The 19,238-nt window shown below is 44.2% G+C and carries 11 protein-coding genes and 1 rRNA gene (1 of these 12 running past the window's edge); all 12 read left to right on the forward strand.

Features of this window, described 5'->3' with window-relative positions; genetic code table 11:
• The first annotated feature begins 34 nt into the window (after positions 1–34).
• Complete coding sequence (locus COU90_02265) at positions 35–442, forward strand: 50S ribosomal protein L7/L12 (protein ID PJE64643.1); 408 nt, start codon at positions 35–37, stop codon at positions 440–442.
• Between the two features lie 153 nt (positions 443–595).
• Positions 596–1,210, forward strand: coding sequence for a hypothetical protein (locus tag COU90_02270; protein PJE64644.1), 615 nt, complete (start codon positions 596–598; stop codon positions 1,208–1,210).
• Between the two features lie 40 nt (positions 1,211–1,250).
• Positions 1,251–1,619 carry a hypothetical protein gene (locus COU90_02275; GenBank protein ID PJE64645.1) on the forward strand — a complete coding sequence of 123 codons (369 nt, stop codon included), beginning with the start codon at positions 1,251–1,253 and terminating at the stop codon, positions 1,617–1,619.
• Between the two features lie 74 nt (positions 1,620–1,693).
• The gene (locus tag COU90_02280; protein ID PJE64646.1) at positions 1,694–2,083 is read left to right on the forward strand and encodes a hypothetical protein; all 390 of its coding nucleotides are present in this window, start codon (positions 1,694–1,696) and stop codon (positions 2,081–2,083) included.
• Positions 2,084–2,086: 3 nt separating this feature from the next.
• Positions 2,087–4,627, forward strand: coding sequence for a hypothetical protein (locus COU90_02285; GenBank protein ID PJE64647.1), 2,541 nt, complete (start codon positions 2,087–2,089; stop codon positions 4,625–4,627).
• Between the two features lie 14 nt (positions 4,628–4,641).
• A complete protein-coding gene (locus COU90_02290; protein ID PJE64648.1) occupies positions 4,642–8,706 on the forward strand; it encodes a hypothetical protein in 4,065 nt (1,354 codons plus the stop codon).
• 109 nt (positions 8,707–8,815) lie between these two features.
• Positions 8,816–9,169, forward strand: coding sequence for a hypothetical protein (locus COU90_02295; protein PJE64649.1), 354 nt, complete (start codon positions 8,816–8,818; stop codon positions 9,167–9,169).
• Entirely contained in the window at positions 9,169–10,113 is a 945-nt protein-coding gene (locus COU90_02300; GenBank protein ID PJE64650.1) for a hypothetical protein, read from the forward strand. The genes COU90_02295 and COU90_02300 overlap by 1 nt, the downstream gene beginning before the upstream one ends.
• Before the next feature lie 48 nt (positions 10,114–10,161).
• Positions 10,162–13,224, forward strand: coding sequence for a hypothetical protein (locus COU90_02305; GenBank protein ID PJE64651.1), 3,063 nt, complete (start codon positions 10,162–10,164; stop codon positions 13,222–13,224).
• A 1-nt stretch (position 13,225) separates the two neighbouring features.
• Complete coding sequence (locus tag COU90_02310; GenBank protein PJE64652.1) at positions 13,226–14,905, forward strand: hypothetical protein; 1,680 nt, start codon at positions 13,226–13,228, stop codon at positions 14,903–14,905.
• 169 nt (positions 14,906–15,074) lie between these two features.
• Complete coding sequence (locus COU90_02315; GenBank protein ID PJE64653.1) at positions 15,075–15,767, forward strand: hypothetical protein; 693 nt, start codon at positions 15,075–15,077, stop codon at positions 15,765–15,767.
• A gap of 453 nt (positions 15,768–16,220) precedes the next feature.
• Positions 16,221–19,238 (forward strand): 23S ribosomal RNA (locus COU90_02320); it runs 1,105 nt beyond the window's last position.

Below are 19,238 nucleotides of genomic sequence, written 5' to 3' on the forward strand. Positions count from 1 at the left end.
GTAACATATTACAAGGTAATAACGTATAAATACTATGTCAGAAGAAAAAAAAGATGTTGAGGTGCCGGAAAAATTTAAGGCCCTTGTAGGTGAGATAGAAAAAATGAGTGTACTGGATCTCTCCGAGCTGGTAACGGTTTTGGAAGATAAATTTGGTGTTTCAAGTGCTATGCCTATGATGGCGGCTCCTGCGGCCGGTGCCGGCGAAGATGCAGGTGCGGTGGAAGAGAAATCATCGTTTAACGTAGAGCTTACCGGTGCCGGCGAGCAGAAGATTCAGGTTATAAAAGCAGTGCGTGAGGCTACCGGTTTGGGGCTTAAAGAAGCAAAAGATTTGGTTGACTCGGCTCCAAAGCTTATAAAAGAAGGAGTAAGCAAGGAAGAAGCTGAAGATCTCAAAAATAAAATTGAGTCCGCCGGCGGTACGGTGGAGCTTAAATAAGGTATGTAATATAAAGCAAAAAACCCGCATCGTATGCGGGTTTTTTGCGGGCGGGTATAATGTTATCACCCAAAACGCCGTATTACGTCAAGATTGTTTTTAGATCAAAAGTTCCCCATACTATATATTACATATTACCCCTATATTCATATTATGTTGGAAAAATTATTTGGATCTCATGCGCGGGTAAAATTGCTAAAGCTTTTTTATTTAAATTCGGATAGTATATTTCCGCCAAAAGATGTTGCCAGAAGGGCACATATTACCGCAACTGTGATGCGTCGGGAGTTGCGCGTACTTGAAGCGGCTGGATTTATCAAGAAAGCTACGGGATTTATAGAAATTCCGAATAAAAAAGATAAAAAGAAAATACAGAAAAAACGCATTAGCGGATATAAAATTGATACATCCTTTCAGCTTTTTGATGAATTAAGAGAATTAGTGCTTACGGTGGCACCTCTTTCTAAAAAGGATTTAACGCAAAAATTAAGGCGTGTGGGTAAGGTGAAATTGGTGGTTCTTGCAGGAATTTTTCTAAAAGAGAGCGGCGCGCGTGTTGATATGCTTATTGTGGGAGATGCATTAAAAAAAGGACAGCTTGACTGGACGCTTCGTATGATTGAGTCCGAGGTGGGAAAAGAGCTTGATTATGTTATTCTTGATACAGCCGATTTTAAGTACAGAACGGGTATGAATGATAAATTTATGCGGGATGTTTTTGATTATCCGCATGAAATAATTATCGATAAAATAGGATTTGTAAAGTAAGAAAAAAGACATATAAACATTACAGGTAAAAAGATACACAATGTCTACTGCGAAACATATTTTACTTGTGGGAGATGCGAATTCACGAAAACCATTCTTAAAGCTTTTTGAGAAAGCGGGGATTCTTATTACCGAGGGTGAAAATATGAAAATTGCCTTTGAAAAAGCGCTTGCACTCAAGCTTGACGGTATTTTATTTGTAACACCACGATATTGGGATGATGTTACGCGTTTTGTGGATGATATCCGTACGCATCCCGGTTTCGAAAATATGCCTATTATATATATAGGAGCTCTTATTGAAGGGGAGGATATGCGTATTTTGCAAATGAAGGGTGTTCATACGCTTACATTGGGTCCGGTGCCGCACGAAGAAATGGTTCGGTACGTTGTAGATAAGTTAACATAAGAGTATAAAACGGAGAAAATGTTATTCACTTTACTCTTTGTTCTTCGTCCCATGCCCTGTGCTATACTGAAATCATGAGCTTACCTCTCGTTGTTTTTGAATATTTAGCGTGGCAATACGGGGAAGGTGTGCAGGAGTTTTTACGTGTATGGCGTAATGTTCATTGGGTGGTATACCGTTTATTTTCTATTTCCATTTTACTACGCACATTTTTTTCGCCGTTTCGCCGCACAAGTGAATCATATGGGAAGGGGTTTGACCCCAAGAGATATGCAGAAACGTTTGTTATAAATATTGTAACTCGGCTTGTGGGCGTTGCGGTACGAAGCATACTCCTTTTTATAGCGTTTTTTCTTCAAGCGGCAATGTTGCTGTTCGGAGCATTTTTGTTTGGGATCTTTTTACTTACTCCCGTTATTATTCCTTTGGGGCTTGTTAGCGGTCTTATTGTTATGTTTATTTGATTTATGAAAGGGCAAGAAGATCAATTTACCATAGAGCTTCTTACGCGCAGACCACGCAATTTACGTGCGGCGCGCATTGAGACACTTGTTCCTCATGAACGCCGCAAGCATATGGCTCCCGCCTTTGTTGCGATTGCCTTTTTTGTATTTCTCTTATTTCTTTTAGCGGCGGCAGCAAGTCAGTTAGGAGGAGTGGCAGACTCCGCTACTGGTATTGTTCGGGCGCGTAATTTTCTTTTAGGACTGTTTCTTATAAGCGGTTCTCTTGCGTGGACCGTGCTTATGGTTGAATTTTACTATCGTTCAGTTTCGCGTCCGGTTCCCTTTTTTCGCATAACGAAAGGCGGGGAGGAAAAAATAATATACCTTACATTACCGGCGGCGCTTCTACTGTATCGTTTGCGTGCGCTTAAACGAGCACAGTCGGAAATTGCCATTCATGATATTCGTACGGTACTTACCACCGATCCGTATGCCACACAGCTCTTCTTTCGTTTGGGGCTTTCGGAAGAGGAGCTTGATTTTAGCGCCACGGAAGATACGGCTGTTATTTCGCGGGAGGAATTTTTCGCTTCTCTGGTAAGTAGTATACCTAAGGATTCTGATATGTTAACAGCACGCGAATGTGTCTATGTGCTGTATGAAAAAGATACGGTATTTAGGGAAGTTCTTTTTGCAAAGGAGGTTCGTGAAAAGGAACTTATCGGAGCCGCAGAATGGGTTTCATCTATAAAAACACACGAAGAGACCGCAAGCCGCTGGTGGGAACGGGGGCGTCTTTCGCGTATGCCGCATTTAGGAGCCGCTCTTCTTTTTGGCTATACGTTCGTTCTCGATAAATACGCCCACGACATTAGTCCCGGCACGCAGGGAAACATTGTGGCAAACGGCTCGGCACATGGACAGGAATTAAAAGCGTTGGAAGAAATTCTTTCCCGCTCAGGCAATACAAACGTTATCATGGTGGGAGATCCCGGTGTAGGAAAAATGGCGATATTGGAAGAGCTTGTGCGTCATGCGGCGGAAGGCACTGTTCCGGCTTCCCTTCTGGAAAAACGTTTTGTGTCTATGGACGCATCTTCCTTAACGGCAAGCACTAAAGAAAAAGGACTTTTAGAGGAGCTTATTATTAAATTGATGAACGAAGCCACATCTGCCGGTAACGTTGTCCTTGTTATGGAGAATTTACCGGTATTTGTTGAATCGGCGTCCCATATGGGAGTGGATATTCTTTCTTTGATGGAGCCCTATCTTGAAGGATCTTCCCTTCAGGTAGTGGCGTTTACGGATCCGGATGCGTATCATCGCATACTCGAGCAAAATGTCGTTGTAACAAAGGTATTTTCAAAAGTAGATGTCAGAGAGCCTTCCACAGAGGCAACTACCTATATTTTGCAGGAAGTATCGGTAGATCTTGAAAAAAAGACAGGTATACTATTTACCTACCAAGCACTTGAGGCGGCATCTGAAATGGCTGATCGATATGTTACACAGGGCGTTATGCCGGAAAAAGCAATTGATCTTCTTGATCGTGCGGCCGCCAGTGTGGCACAAACGGGCAGACGCATCGTTCGCAAGGCAGATATAGGGGAAGCCGTGGAAAAGCAGACGCACATTCCCGTTGCTAATGCGGAAGGAGGGGAAGCTGAAAAACTTCTTCATATGGAGGCATTTCTTCACCAGCGTGTTATCGGGCAAGATATCGCTGTTACTGCGGTTGCGAATGCGCTTCGGCGTGCGCGCTCCGGACTGCATGCAGGAAAGCGTCCCATTGGTTCATTTCTCTTTTTGGGTCCTACGGGAGTGGGAAAAACGGAAACCGCAAAAGCTCTAGCGGAAGTATATTTTGGGGCGGATACGGCTATGACACGATTTGATATGTCCGAGTTTCAGGGCACTGACGGCATTGATAAGTTAATTGGTTCCTTTGTTACCAAGGAACCGGGAGTTCTTTCCAATGCACTTCGTACGAAACCTTTCAGTCTTTTATTATTTGATGAGCTTGAGAAATCGTCACAGGATGTTATCAATCTTTTTTTACAGATCCTGGAAGAAGGATCATTTACGGATGCGTTTGGAAAAAAAGTTTCAGCGCGCGATACTATCATCATAACAACGTCCAATGCGGGCAGTAATGTAATCTGGGATATGGTTCAGGCAGGTAAAGATCCGGCAGATTTGCAGAGTGAGGTAGTGAATACTGTTCGTACACAAGGTATTTTTGCTCCGGAAATCTTGAACCGGTTTGATGCCATTGTTGTGTATCATCCTCTTAAGCGTGAGCATTTATTAAAAATTGCCCATCTTCTTTTAATAGGCCTTCAAAAACGTCTTAAGAAACAAGATGTCGGACTTACTATTACGGAGCCGCTTATAGAGAAGATTGTGGAAATCGGATACGATCCGGTTATGGGCGCACGCCCCATGCGTCGTGCCATTACCGACAAGGTAGAGCAGATAATTGCACGGAAGCTTTTGGAAGGCGTATTAAAACGGGGAGACACCTTTACGTTTAGCGAGGAGGATATTATGGCGCTTAAATAGAAGAGCATTAAATTATGGAAAACAGCAATGTAAGACAAAACATAATAGGAATGTTCCTTCTTTTTTTGTGCTTTAGTTTTACGTTTTTTACTTTAAGTTTTTCGTTTGCTTCTGCTCAAGATATTACATCAGGATTAGTTGGGCATTGGAAGTTTGATGAAGGATCAGGAACGGTAGCAGGAGATTCAAGCGGGTTGGGCAATAACGGGACGCTTACGAATGGTCCTGTATGGGGGGTGGGGAAGGTAGGGGGTGCGTTAAGTTTTGATGGGAGCGATGATTACATAAACCTCAACACACTCAATGTATCTGGTAGCGCGTTAACACTATCCGCATGGATTCGAGGAGATACCTTTTTACCAAGCGATGCGCGTGTTATTTCAAAATCAATAGGAACTGCAGAACAAGATCATTATTGGATGCTCTCTATTATAGATAATGGAGGAATAAAACTTCGCTTTCGGTTAAAAACAAATGGTACTACAAACACGCTTATTGCATCTTCCGGTAATCTCTCACCAAACACCTGGTATCATGTCATAGCTCGCTATGACGGCTCCACTATGAAGCTGTATCTGAATGGAGCAGAAGTGGGAAGCACATCAAAAACAGGAACTCTGGATACTAGTAATATTGTTGGTGTAAACATTGCACGCAACCCTGATGGCTATGGGAAGTGGGACGGCCTCATTGATGACGTTCGTATCTACAATCGTGCACTTGCCCAAACAGATATCACCGCACTTTATAACTACACTGGTGTCTCTGATACGGAGGCTCCTTCAATGCCAACAAATCTTACCGCAACTGCGCAATCATCCACGCAGATTAATCTTTCTTGGAATGCAAGTATAGATAACGTAGGCGTAACGGGATACAAAATTTATCGCTGTTCAGGGAGTGGCTGTACTCCCATTACACAAATAACCCTTTCGACAAGCTTAGGGCAATTTACCCAAACATATTCTGATACGGGACTTTCTGCTAACACAACCTATCGCTATATGATTGCGGCTATTGATACCACCGGTAATGAATCACCCCAATCAACGATTATCCAAGCAACAACCCTTGCGCTAGACACGCAAGCCCCATCAACACCAACCGGTTTCTCTGCAACCGCGCAATCAGCAATACAAACCTTTCTGTCATGGAACGCCTCCTTTGACACCGGCGGATCCGGTCTCTCACACTACGAACTTTATCGTTGCCAAGGCACAAGCTGTACACCAACAACACTCGTTGCCTCTCCAACCGGCACCATCCATGCCGACAACAGCCTCACTCCCGAGACAACCTACCGTTACCGCGTGCGTTCAGTAGACGGTGCCGGTAATACATCAAACTATTCAAACATGCAAACCGCAACAACTCCCGAGAGTAATGATCCGACGACGTTGCCGCTTTTACGGCTTTCAGATTTTGTCTATGAAGGCGGGTTTAAGATGCCAAGTGGGCAGTACGGATCTGATGGTAATTCACTATTCTCTTATACAGATGGCGCGATGGCCTACGATTGGGACAATAATCGATTTTTTACATTTGGACATACTTATGGCGATTATATTGCACAAGTAAACAACCCAGGTCTCGGCTTAGCAACAAATCCCGCCTTACTCCCAACAGCAACAGTCCAGCAAAATTTCGCCGATGTACTTAATGGTGTTCCTATACCGGCCGCAATTGATACCATCGTTGGCATTGAATATGTTAACGGCACACTTATTGGTAACGCAATGAATTACTATGATGCGGGGCATACTGTCCCTGAATCTCTTTTTGTTATTGCTAATCCAGATAATTTAGCCACCACTCCTGTGCAAGGGTATTACAATTCTGGCTACGGTTCTCACACTGCAAACTGGACATCGCCAATTCCTGCCGAATGGCAACCAATACTCGGCGGCCATACGCACATCGCCGGAGGGTCAAGTGGTTGGCCGATTATTGGGCGGCTTTCTGTGGGGCCATCGTTGTTTACGTTCAATCCGTCAAATTTGCAAAGCATGACACGGTGGATGGATTTTAATCTTACCAACCCGATTCATTCAGATCTCTCGAATACAAGCCTTACGAATGACTTATGGACGCATCTCACTAAAGCAAGTTACGGTTTTATTGTCCCCGGGACACGTACCTATGCCGTGCTCGGGAACTCTGGCGGCCATAACAGCGGCATATGCTATAAATGTACTAACGATCAAGGAACAACGTATGGTGGGTATGGTTCATATGAAGCCGCCGACAACTATTGGTACTACTGGCTGTTTGACATGAGCGATATCATTAATGCAATTAATCCCTGGGATCCGCGACCATACGAGAGAGGTATTTTTCCAAAACCAATTAATACATCGAGTAATGAAATGGGGAATAGTAGCTTCGACCCAACAACAAACATGGTATACGCATATCTCCCGAGGATGTTGTCCGGACCGACACCGGGCGTTATTGCGTATTCATTTACCATAGGTGGTGGTTCGGGGGACACCACAGCTCCCACTGTCTCCCTCACACAACCAATCAATAGTGCAACGGTTTCCAACACGATCACTATCTTAGCAAGTGCCTTTGATAACATCGGAATCTCTGGCGTCCAATTTCTCCTCAATGGAGCCAATCTTGGAGCAGAAGACACCACCGCACCATACTCTATCACTTGGGACACCACCACGGTAACTAACGGCTCATACGCGCTCACCGCAGAGGCAACTGATCTTGTCGGGAATACAATGCTTTCGTTAAGTATTCCGGTTACCGTCAATAATTTAGCAGTACTTCCGTCTGCCTGCACCCCACTCCCCGCACCAAATAACACAGTAGTCAACGTCTCAACCGTCGCGCAACTCCGAAACGCGGTAGCAAACCTCAACTCAAACACCACCATCATGATTGCCTCCGGCACCTACAACCTCACCGACACGCTCTTCATTCCCCAAGGTATCTCAAACATTACCTTTCGTAGCACCACCGGTAACCGAAGCGACGTCATTATAGACGGCGGTACTATGACAAGTGGTCTCAACTTCGGTTTCTGGGGAGACAACATCTCAAACATTACCTTTGCCGACTTCACTATCAGAGATTTCACCGAACACGCATTCATTATGAACGGCAGAGTCGAAGCTCCCAAATGGCATAATGTTCGTATGATAGACATTGGTGATCAATTCATTAAGAACAATCCACTTATTGTTGGTACTGAAGGCGTTGATAACGGTATTGTAGAGTGTTCAATTATGGAATACTCTACATTTGCACCTGATACGTACACCAACGGCGTTGACGTGCACTCCGGTAAGAACTGGCTCATTAGAAACAATACGTTCCGTAATATCAGAACAATCACCGGCCTTGCCGGCCCTGCAATCCTTATGTGGAATACCTCGCAAAATACCATCACTGAAAATAATGTATTCTTAAATACCCACCGCGGTATTTCTTATGGTCTTATTGATCAATCTGGTCGTGCCGATCACTCTGGTGGTATAATTCGTAATAACTTCTTTTATCGATCAAGCAGTCAGTCGGGCGATGTTGGTATTCACGTAGCTGACTCACCGAATACTAAAGTACTCAACAATACCGTGATTCTTTCTGGTACATACCCTAATGCAATTGAATATCGCTATCCACAAACAACAGGTACTGAAGTGCGGTATAATTTAACTGATGCAAATATTACTGCTTTAAACGGTGCAACCGGAATAGTCTCCGGTAATGTCACCAATGCACAATCAAACTGGTTTGTTAATCCAGCCATAGGAAACTTACATCTTACAAGCTCTGCAACACTCGCTATTAATAATGCTCTTACGCATATAAATGTACCTACCGATTATGATGGTGATACAAGGCCACAAGGAATTATGGCCGATGTTGGGGCTGATGAATATACTGGCGCACTCCAATCCCTCATAGGCGACATCAACTCTGACGGTACCGTAAACTCTTTGGATTGGAGTATTATGTCTTCCCAATGGTTTACCTCAAATACACAATCGGATCTTAATACCGATGGTATTGTAAACTCCATAGACTTTAGTCTGATGAATGGGAATTGGGGGAGGGTACGATAGGATATACGAAGTACGTAATCATTATATCCTAAGAGAATATATGCATATATATCCACAGGTACGGAAGGTTATCATTTTTTATTAGAGTAATATTATGTACTATAAACCTATGAAACGATTTATGGTGTATATATTTGCGGTAATGCTTGCGGCACCACTCTTTATGCTTGCGGAACAGCCGAAGAATTATGCTGAAATGGCGTCCCTACTGGGATCTCTGCAGGAAATTGTCTCGAATCTTACAACACAAATTCAGAATACGTTGCCGCATACTCCCATAGCGGTGGCGGCTCCAAACGAAACAGATGTAACGGGGGACGGTGAAAATAACAAGGAAGATTGGGAGTTTTTACGGGATCGGTGGTTTAGCGGAGATCCTATCGCAGATATTAATGGAGATGGAATAGTAAATTCCGTTGATTTTGGTTTGCTTAATAAAAATTGGAATAAGAAAGTTCAATAGTGCTTTTTATGGGTAATTTTTTTATAAACAACATAGTTCGGTATGTTCTCATTGCAGTGAGTATGTTTTTGCCAATGTCGGTTTTTGCCGCAACTCTTTCTCTTTCTCCCGTATCGGGAACATATACTATAGGGGATGAATTTTCGGTGAATGTGTATCTTAATACGGAAAGCATAGATATTGCAGCCGTTGATCTTGAGCTGACCTATCCGGCTGATTTACTATCCGTTGTTGATAATAACTCTTCCCAAAACGGTGTTCAAATTATGCCAGGCTCTCTCATGCCGGAAGTCCCTCTTAACATTATAGAAAATAACAAAGTTCGTTTTGCACAATTAGCATATGCAGGACAGCCGTTTTCTAACAATGAACCACAATTATTCGCTACTATATCATTTCGTGCGATTGCTTCCGGAATAGCGCCTCTTACCATTCTCCATACTCTCGGTAATACGCGTGATAGTAATGTTGCGGTAAATGGAACGGATATTCTTTCCGGAGTTACAAACGCATCGTTTTCCATTCTGACATCTGACGGACAGTTGCTTACGTCTAGCCCTTCTTACTCCTTCACACGCGATCTTACCATAGGAAGCAGGGGAGAAGACGTACTCCAACTTCAAAAATTCCTAAATACAAATGGATTTACCGTATCAGTAACCGGTCCCGGTGCGCCCGGAAGTGAAACAGATTACTTCGGCTCTCTTACTAATGCCGCCGTCGCTCGTTTCCAGGAAGCATACACGACACAAATTCTTTTGCCGGTTGGCCTTAGTAAAGGAACGGGTTACTTCGGACCATCCACCCGAAAACAAATACACGCGCTTGTAGGGAGTGGAGGAGTTCCTCAACCTCAACAATCATCCAATTCTCTTCAACAGCAAATTCAGCAACTACAAGAGCAGGTAAATGCATTGCTTCAACAGTTGGGAATGGTGCAGTAATACTAAGGAGTTATATTAAAAAAGAAGGGGAACCTAAATTAGATTGCTATGTGTCTTAAAAAGTCTTTTATCGTATCAATTATAATCTTCGCGAGTCCCTTTCTTGCGTCAGCAGCAACACTATCTGTTTCTCCCGCAACGGGTTCTTTTACGGTTGGAGGTACGGTAACGGTTCAGGTTCAGGTTAATACAGAAGGAAGTACAGCTGATGGCGTTGATATACGATATTTAAATTTTAATCCCGCACTCCTTCAGGTAATTGACGAAAATACGGGCGTTGCAGGTGTTCAGATTGCACCGGGTTCGTTGATGCCAAATACGCCTACTAATATCGCCGATAATACCGCCGGTAGGATTTCTTTTTCCCAAGTTCCATCTGGCGGGGCGGTGTTTTCAAATTCCGCAAATCAAACACTCGCCACCGTTCGTTTTACTGTGGTAGGAGCTGGTACCGGTGCGCTTACATTTAATCACGTTCCAGGGGTTACGTCGGACTCGAATGTTGCATCTGGTGGATCAGATCTTTTAACATCGGTTACAAATGGAAGTTATACGTTTACCACTACTAACAGTCCGCCGTCCGTTTCGGCTATCTCAACAAATGTCGTGGATGTAGATCCGGGGACGGCGGGAATCCAATATTATGAAGGTACTACGGTTACATATTCCGGATCGGCATCCGATTCCAATGGGGATGCATTAACGTGGACATGGTTCTACACCATTAACGGAGGTTCGGAAATTCAATTTTCTACCGGCACGGGCGCCGTACAAGATGCGGTTTTTACCTACGGCGTGGGAACAGCAGGATCAACATATAATTGGATTTTACGTGTTACGGATGGAAAATCCTCTCCGGTGGAGAGCACGCTTTCTGTTGGGATAATCTCCGCTCCGGACACAACACCTCCTACTATATCAGCTATTACATCTTCGAACATAACCACTTCAGGAGCAGGTATTGCATGGACCACAAATGAGGCCGCGGACTCCCAAGTTGAATACGGTATTACTACCTCATATGGATCAGTATCTTCTCGCGGTTCTTCTCTTGTAACATCTCATAATGTCGTATTATCGGGACTTTCTCCCTCTACAACATACAACTATCGTGTGCTTTCTCGTGACGCGGCAGGGAATTTAGCCACTTCGCTTAATCGCACATTTACCACGCAGGCACTTCCTGATACAACACCTCCCAATACTGTTTCCGATTTTTCAGCGGGAAGTATTACTACAACATCCGCAACGGTAAGTTGGTCTGCTCCATTGGATCTGCCGGGCGGTGGTGCTGTTGCCGGTTACGATATTCGCTATTCAACATCTCCCATTACGGATCTTAATTTTGGATCTGCCACCGTTGTTACGGGAGAGCCGGCGCCTGCCTCTCCTGGAACAACTCAGACATATGTTATTGCGGGGCTTAATTCTTCCACGCGCTATTATGCCGTACTGCGTTCGCAAGATGCGCAGAGTAATGTATCGCTTGTTTCTAATAATGTGAATTTCATTACACTGGCACCCGCTGACACAACTCCGCCGTCTGCTCCTGGAGCATTGACAGCCATAGCCGCTTCCGTGTCACGTATTGATCTTGCGTGGAGTGCGTCATCCGATAATGTTGGTGTGACAGGGTATCGTGTAGAACGGTGCCAAGGGAGCGGTTGTTCCAGTTTTGTACAAATAGCTACGCCAATCGTAACAAACTATTCCGATACTGGTCTTTCTGCAAATACGACATATCGGTATCGGGTGCGAGCTGTCGATGCCGCAGGTAATATATCTGCATATTCAAATAGTGCTGAAGATATAACTATCGATACCATTGTTCCTAGTATCTCCATAACATCACCGGCAAGTAATGATACTGTTGCGGGCGTAATCCCTGTTTCAGCGAATGCGGTAGATAATGTGGGCATCGTTGGTGTTCAGTTTTTATTGGACGGTTCAAATATAGGGGCGGAAGATACCGTTTCACCATATGGTATTTCTTGGGATACGACGTTGACGAGCGACGGTTCTCATATTCTTACGGCACGAGCGCGTGATGCGGCGGGAAACATGACGATAAGCGGTGGTATAACCGTTGATATTCTTAATAACCCTCCACCACCATTCGATTTCTCGTTATCCAACGGAGGAGATAAAGGAGTAACCAGGGGAGGATCTATCACAAATACTATAACGGCAAATCTTGTATCAGGTACCACAAAATCAGTTTCGTTTTCTGTTTCAGGACTTCCTGCGGATACGACGGGTACTTTTGTGCCGACAAGTTGTGACCCGGGATGTTCTTCGATACTCACTATAACAGCTCTTCCAACTACTCCGATTGGTCCTAGTACCATAACGGTAACGGGTGTGGGAGATGGTAAAACGCGCACCACTACATTTCGGCTTGATGTACTACCTCCGCCAAGTAATAAGTTTAAAACCAATGATCGTGTAGCAGTCCAGTCTTCTTCGGGTAGTGGAGCGGATGTATATGATTCGGCAAGCTTGTCCTCTTCACGACTTATTAATCAGCCGGATGGCACGTTGGGAACTGTTGTCGGCGGTCCTCTTTATGCGGATAATCTTAATTGGTGGCAGGTTAATTATGATACTGCTGGCGGTATTGGCTCTGATACTGATGGGTGGAGTGCGGAAGATAATCTTACGATTGCTATTTTTGCCTCGGGGGCAAAACTGGCTCCTAGTGTGGAGGGTAATGTTGTTTCTGCAAGAGACTTTACAGTGGATATTATTCAACGCACAAGTAGTACGACATTGTTTACAATTACTGCTCAACCGGACGTGCAAAATGAAGTTCCTCTCTCAACTCTGGTCTCCAATCTTTTGGAGGGAACATATAATCTTCTTTTAAAAACCCCCGGATACCTTAGAAGGTTTGTTAAAGATGTTGTTATTTCTTCGGATAGCACTATTACCTTACCGCAACTTCGCGGAGGAGATTTAAATAATGACGGTATTATTAACTCGTTTGACTGGTCGTTTATGAATACGCGTTGGTTTGGATCGGATCTTGCCGCCGACTTAAATAGGGACGGCGTTGTAAATTCAATCGACTTTAGTTTTATGAATAGAAACTGGGGGTTAGTAGGCAATTAATATGCAAAAGATTACATTAATGAAGCGCAATATAGGACAAATAAGTATGGCAGTCATTGCTATTGCTGTATTTCCGTTTATTGCAGGTGCCGCAACATTATCCATAACACCTAGCTCCGGATCCTATACGGTGGACGATACATTTACGGCGACAATTTATCTTGATACAAACGGTATTGGTGTAGATGGTGTTGACTTTCGTTATCTTCGGTATGATCCCGCTCTGTTGGAGCTCGTTGATATTGATATGACACAGAGTGGTACGCAAATTACGGCGGGATCTCTTATGTCTAATACGGTACAAAATATAGCAGACACGCAGGCGGGCATCATTGATTTCTCACAACTAACGGCAGGGGGGTCCAAATTTACTAGTAGCGGTGCCGAAGTTCTTGCTACGGCAAAGTTTATTGTAAAAAATGCCGGCACGGCTTCCCTGTTTTTTAATTTTACTCCGGGAGTAAGTGATGACACGAACGTGGTTTCCAATGTGGTTGATGTTCTTACATCAGCTACCGGTGCTACTTATTCATTATCTGCGAAAAGCCAAAGTGGTGGATCGTCAAATGGAGGTGGAAGCGGTGGGGGTGGAGGCGGAAGCGGTGGATTTACGCCGGTGTTGCCGCCTGCGAATTTTATAGCATATGGCGGTCCGGACCAGGTTGTACTTACATGGAAAAATCCCACGGATGTCAGCTTTGTCCGTGTGCGCGTAATTCGTAACGAAAATGCTCCTCCAAGTTCAATTGATGACGGTACTATTATTTATGAGGGAACTGATGAAGAGTTTACCGATACCAATCTCATACCGGGGACGGCATATTATTATGCCATATACTCACTTGATTATGCGCTTCGCACTTCGGACATTCGTCATTCGGGAACCGGAGCTACGCGTCTTGGAGATCTTTCCGAAGATCAAATCATTAAAAAAATAACGGAAGAAAAAACAAAAAATGTAATAGTAGCGGCGCCATCAGGAAATACTTTTCAGTTTTCGTACCGCTTTACCCTTCCTTTGCAGTTAGATTCTGTTGGTGAAGAGGTTAAACAGCTTCAAATTTTTCTCAACAAGATTGGATTTACTATTACATCAACCGGTCCTGGATCTCCTGGTAATGAAACATCTTATTTCGGCGTACTTACGCGTGATGCGGTGGCGCGCTTTCAGGAGCGGTATCTTTCCGGTATACCCTCGGGGGATAGGGGTCTTGTTGGGCCGAGTACGCGCGCTAAGTTAAATGAGCTTGTCGAAGATCAAATATTAGTACCACTTCCACCGGTAATTTCTGCAGAAGGTTACTCCTTCACACGCGATCTTACTATAGGAAGCAGGGGAGAAGACGTACTCCAACTTCAAAAATTCCTAAATACAAATGGATTTACCGTATCAGTAACCGGTCCCGGTGCGCCCGGAAGTGAAACAGATTACTTCGGCTCTCTTACTAATGCCGCCGTCGCTCGTTTCCAGGAAGCATACACGACACAAATTCTTTTGCCGGTTGGCCTTAGTAAAGGAACGGGTTACTTCGGACCATCTACCCGAAAACAAATACATGCGCTTGTAGGGAGTGGAGGAGTTCCTCAACCTCAACAATCATCCAATTCTCTTCAACAGCAAATCGATCAGCTTAGAGCACAGGCGGAAGCGCTCTTAAAGCAGTTGGGAACAATAGAATAATTAAGAAATATAGGATTTTATCCACAGCACTGACTGCAAAGAGAATAGTCCTTATGGTAGAATACTAACATATACTTTTGTCAATTATTGTGTTGTATAAAAATACGGCATCTATCTAGAATTTATAAAAGGTCAGAGTTTTCTTTATTCATAATAAAAAACATATTACATGCTAGTACAAACATGGGGGGAAGTGCTTATTAGTTCAATGCAAACATTGTGGATTGGCGTTGTCGGTTTTGTGCCACGCCTCATTGTCGCCCTTATAATTTTCATTATTGGTTGGGTTATTGCCGTTGCTTTAGGGCGTCTTGTTATGCAGGTTATACGCGCGCTTAAAGTTGATATGGCGCTTGAAGGTTTGGGTGCCAAGGAGGTGGTAACACAAGCAGGATTCAAACTTGACTCCGGTGCTTTTGTGGGAGAATTGGTAAAATGGTTTTTTATCATCGTGTTCTTAATGGCATCGGTTGATGTGCTTGGACTTACCGAAGTTACAACGTTCCTTCGAGATATCGTACTTCTTTATATTCCAAACGTTATTGTAGCTTCTATTATCTTGGTAGCCGCCGCTTTACTTGCTGATGTATTACAGCGTGTTGTGCGCGGATCAGCGCAGGCGGCAGGTCTTCCGTCAGCTGCTTTTTTAGGGGGTGTTACGCGTTGGTCTATATGGGTGTTTGCCATTTTGGCGGCTCTTTATCAGCTTGGTGTTGCCGGTCCTTTTGTGCAGACATTGTTCACCGGTTTTATTGCTATGGTGGCGATAGGGGGCGGTCTCGCGTTTGGTCTTGGAGGCAAGGATGTCGCCGCGCAATTTCTTGAGCGGCTTCGAAGTGACATTACGCACAACAAAAAATAAACATCTTAGATTGTAAATGAAAAAAATCCCGACGCTACGCCGGGATTTTTTCTTGAAAAAGCCTGTAAATACGGTCCTTTTTCAGTTTAATGCATGAAAGGCATGATAATTCACGAAATGTGCGGCGAGCGTTGACTTATCTTACATCCTTCTATATACTGGAGAAACGCATGATACGATATATTATTATCACAAAAGTCGGAAAGGGATAGCTTGGGAACTCTTGTAGTGCCTAAGATGCCTCGTTTCCGGCGGGGTGATTTTTCTGAATGGAACGAACATTAACATTGAAATAAAAGACATGAAGCAAGTAATGAATTTGTTTATGCTTTGTTTTATTCAAAGATAATTTTGCCAACGAAATTATCAGTTTAAAAGTATCGCTTTTATTTTTAAACACGAGTTAAGCAAAGTATAAATAAGGTGGACACATACAAGTTTTTTAATGATGTCCATAAGGGCGTATGGTGAATGCCTTGACTTTGAGAGACGATGAAGGACGTAGTGTGGCTGCGATAAGCCTCGGGGAGCTGCCTAGCAAGCTTTGATCCGGGGATCTCCGAATGGGGAAACCCATCTCGGGTAATGCCGAGATACTCTATGAATGTTCATAGAGAGTAAACCCAGGGAAGTGAAACATCTCAGTACCTGGAGGAAAAGAGAACAATTGTTATTCCCTTAGTAGCGGCGAGCGAAAAGGGAAAAGCCCAAACCGGTCAATTATTCGTAATTTACCGGGGTTGTAAGGGAGTATCGTTTATTCAGTTAAAGGGAGGTAAGTAAGATAGTATTTATAGTGGAAGGAGGCTGGGAAGCCCCACCATAGAGGGTAATAGTCCCGTACGCGAAATAAATACTACACTCCTTGATGCTCTTCTTGAGTACTTCGACAAAAGGTTGCGTCGGGGGAATCTGGCGGAACTAACCGCTAAGGCTAAATACTCTCAAAGATCGATAGTGAACTAGTACCGTGAGGGAAAGGTGAAAAGTAGCCCGGTGAGGGCAGTGAAATAGTACCTGAAACCATACGCTTACAAGGAATCGGAGCCTTGGTATCTTCGGATACCGGGTGACGGTGTGCCTATTGAAGAATGAGCCAACGAGTTATTGTGTATCCTTTGTCTAAGGGCTTACGGTCCGGAGGCGCAGGGAAACCAAGTGTTAATAGCGCGCATGCCCTAATGCAAATTAGGGCGAGGGTACATGATAGACCCGAAGCTAGGTGAGCTTGCCATGGCCAGGGTGAACCTTAGGTAAAACTAAGAGGAGGCCCGAACCGGTTGGTGGTGCAAAACCATCGGATGAGCTGTGGTAAGGAGTGAAAAGCTAATCGAACCTAGTAATAGCTGGTTCTCTCCGAAATAGCTTTAGGGCTAGCGCTTCATATTACGCGGGGGTAGAGCTACTGGATGGGGTGCAAAGGGCGCAAGCTCGGCTCTCCAATCAAACTCCGAATACCGCGTGTTAAAAGTATGAAGTAGTCAGACTGTGGGGGCTAAGCTCCACTGGTCGAAAGGGAAACAGCCCAGATCGCCATCTAAGGTCCCTAAGTGTATGTTAAGTGTTACAAGGAAGTAAGGCCTCATAAACAGCGAGGAGGTTGGCTTAGAAGCAGCCATCCTTTAAAGAGTGCGTAATAGCCCACTCGTCGAGAGTCCTTGCGCCGAAAATAATCGGGGCTAAACATACCACCGAAGGTGCGAACACGTGAGCTTCATGGAAGAAGTAACATAGAACTCTAATTGCGAGTAGCTCAATGGTAGAGCATCCGACCAATGTTGGTTTGGAGATTGAAGGTTTAAATCCTTCCTCGCAAGTTTTTTCAGGGAAGCATAGTAATGTTTCCCTCTTCCATGAAGCTCATGTGTGGTAGGAGAGCGTTTCGTTCGCAATGAAGCCGTATCCGTGAGGGGCGGTGGAGCGTACGGAAGTGAGAATGTTGGCACAAGTAACCACAATGGAGGTGAGATTCCTCCACACCGAAAGCCCAAGGTTTCCTTGGCAATGGAGATCAGCCAAGGGTGAGGCGGGCCTTAGGCGATGGCGAAAGCCGGAGCTGATGGACAGACGGTTAATATTCCGTCCCTTTGTATAGATGCGATGGAGTGACGGGGAGGCGTACATACTGCGTGTTATTGGATTCGCGTTCATTGCGCGGAGGTGTTCCTTAGGTAAATCCGGGGAACGTCCTGATGCAAATCGGGAAAACCAATGCGTTGTGAAAATTCTTCCTCTCGGGGAAGGAAATAGTATGGAGAGCTCCTCCAGGAAAACCTTCTAAGCTTAATCTATATAAAACCGTACCAAAACCAACACAGGTGGGCAGGGCGAGAAGCCTAAGGTGAACGGGTGATTCCTCCCTAAGGAACTCGGCAAAAAAGCGACCGTAACTTAGGAATAAGGTCTGCCGTGGATAAAACCATGGCCGCAGCTAAAGTCTTCCTGGCGACTGTTTACCAAAAACACAGCTCCCTGCGAACTCGTAAGAGGATGTATAGGGGGTGACACCTGACCAATGCGGGAAGGTTAACGGAGGATGTCATGGGGGTTCGCCCTTATGGCTGGTGCCCGAAGCCCCCGTCAATGTCGGCCGTAACTATAACGGTCCTAAGGTGAATTGCTTGCCTTAGTAAAATCTAGCCATATGCTGGGACATCTGTGGATAAAATCTTCAAGAATCCAGTGCTACTATGGCAATATACGACCATAGAATATAATGTATATGCCAAGTGAAAATGCATCTGGTGCAGACAATCAGCAGGAAAGGTTAGGAACGGCTTATTGGATAAGTGGATTTACTGACGGAGAAGGTTGCTTCTCTGTCGCGCTTATCAAAAATTCAACGACACGATATGGAAAGCAAATTTTTCCGGAATTCGTTGTTACACAAAGCAGTAAAAGCTTACAATCCTTACAGGATATTCAAAATTATTTTGGATGTGGCAGTATTATATTGAATAAACGATATGATAACCATAATGAGCATTTATATCGCTATTGCGTAAGATCAATCGTTGAATTGGATAAAGTAATTATTCCATTCTTTGAGCAATACCCATTACGAACATACAAGAAAAATGATTTCGTTATTTTTAAGGAAGTCATTAGATGTATGAGAAACAAAGAACATCTGCAAAAGGCAGGATGGGAAAAAATTGTGAAGGATATTAGTTTAATGAATCGGAAGAAAAAACGTTCCTAGAATCCTCAGAGACTATACGCTAGACTTTGCATTCTAATATGCATTGAAGATATAGTCCGACCTCTATGGCGACATAGAGAGCATGTCAGAAATGGACATGCCTCCTACTAAATAGTAGGAAGTAACAATTGTGAGCGCAATTCCTTGTCGGGTAAGTTCCGACGCGCACGAAAGGTGTAACGACTGGGAAACTGTCTCGGGGAGGAGCCCGGTGAAAATGCAATACCGGTGAAGATGCCGGTTACCTGCTGCGGGACGAAAAGACCCCA

Source organism: Candidatus Ryanbacteria bacterium CG10_big_fil_rev_8_21_14_0_10_43_42, assembly GCA_002793915.1.
Taxonomy (GTDB): Bacteria; Patescibacteriota; Minisyncoccia; order Ryanbacterales; family 2-02-FULL-48-12; genus 1-14-0-10-43-42.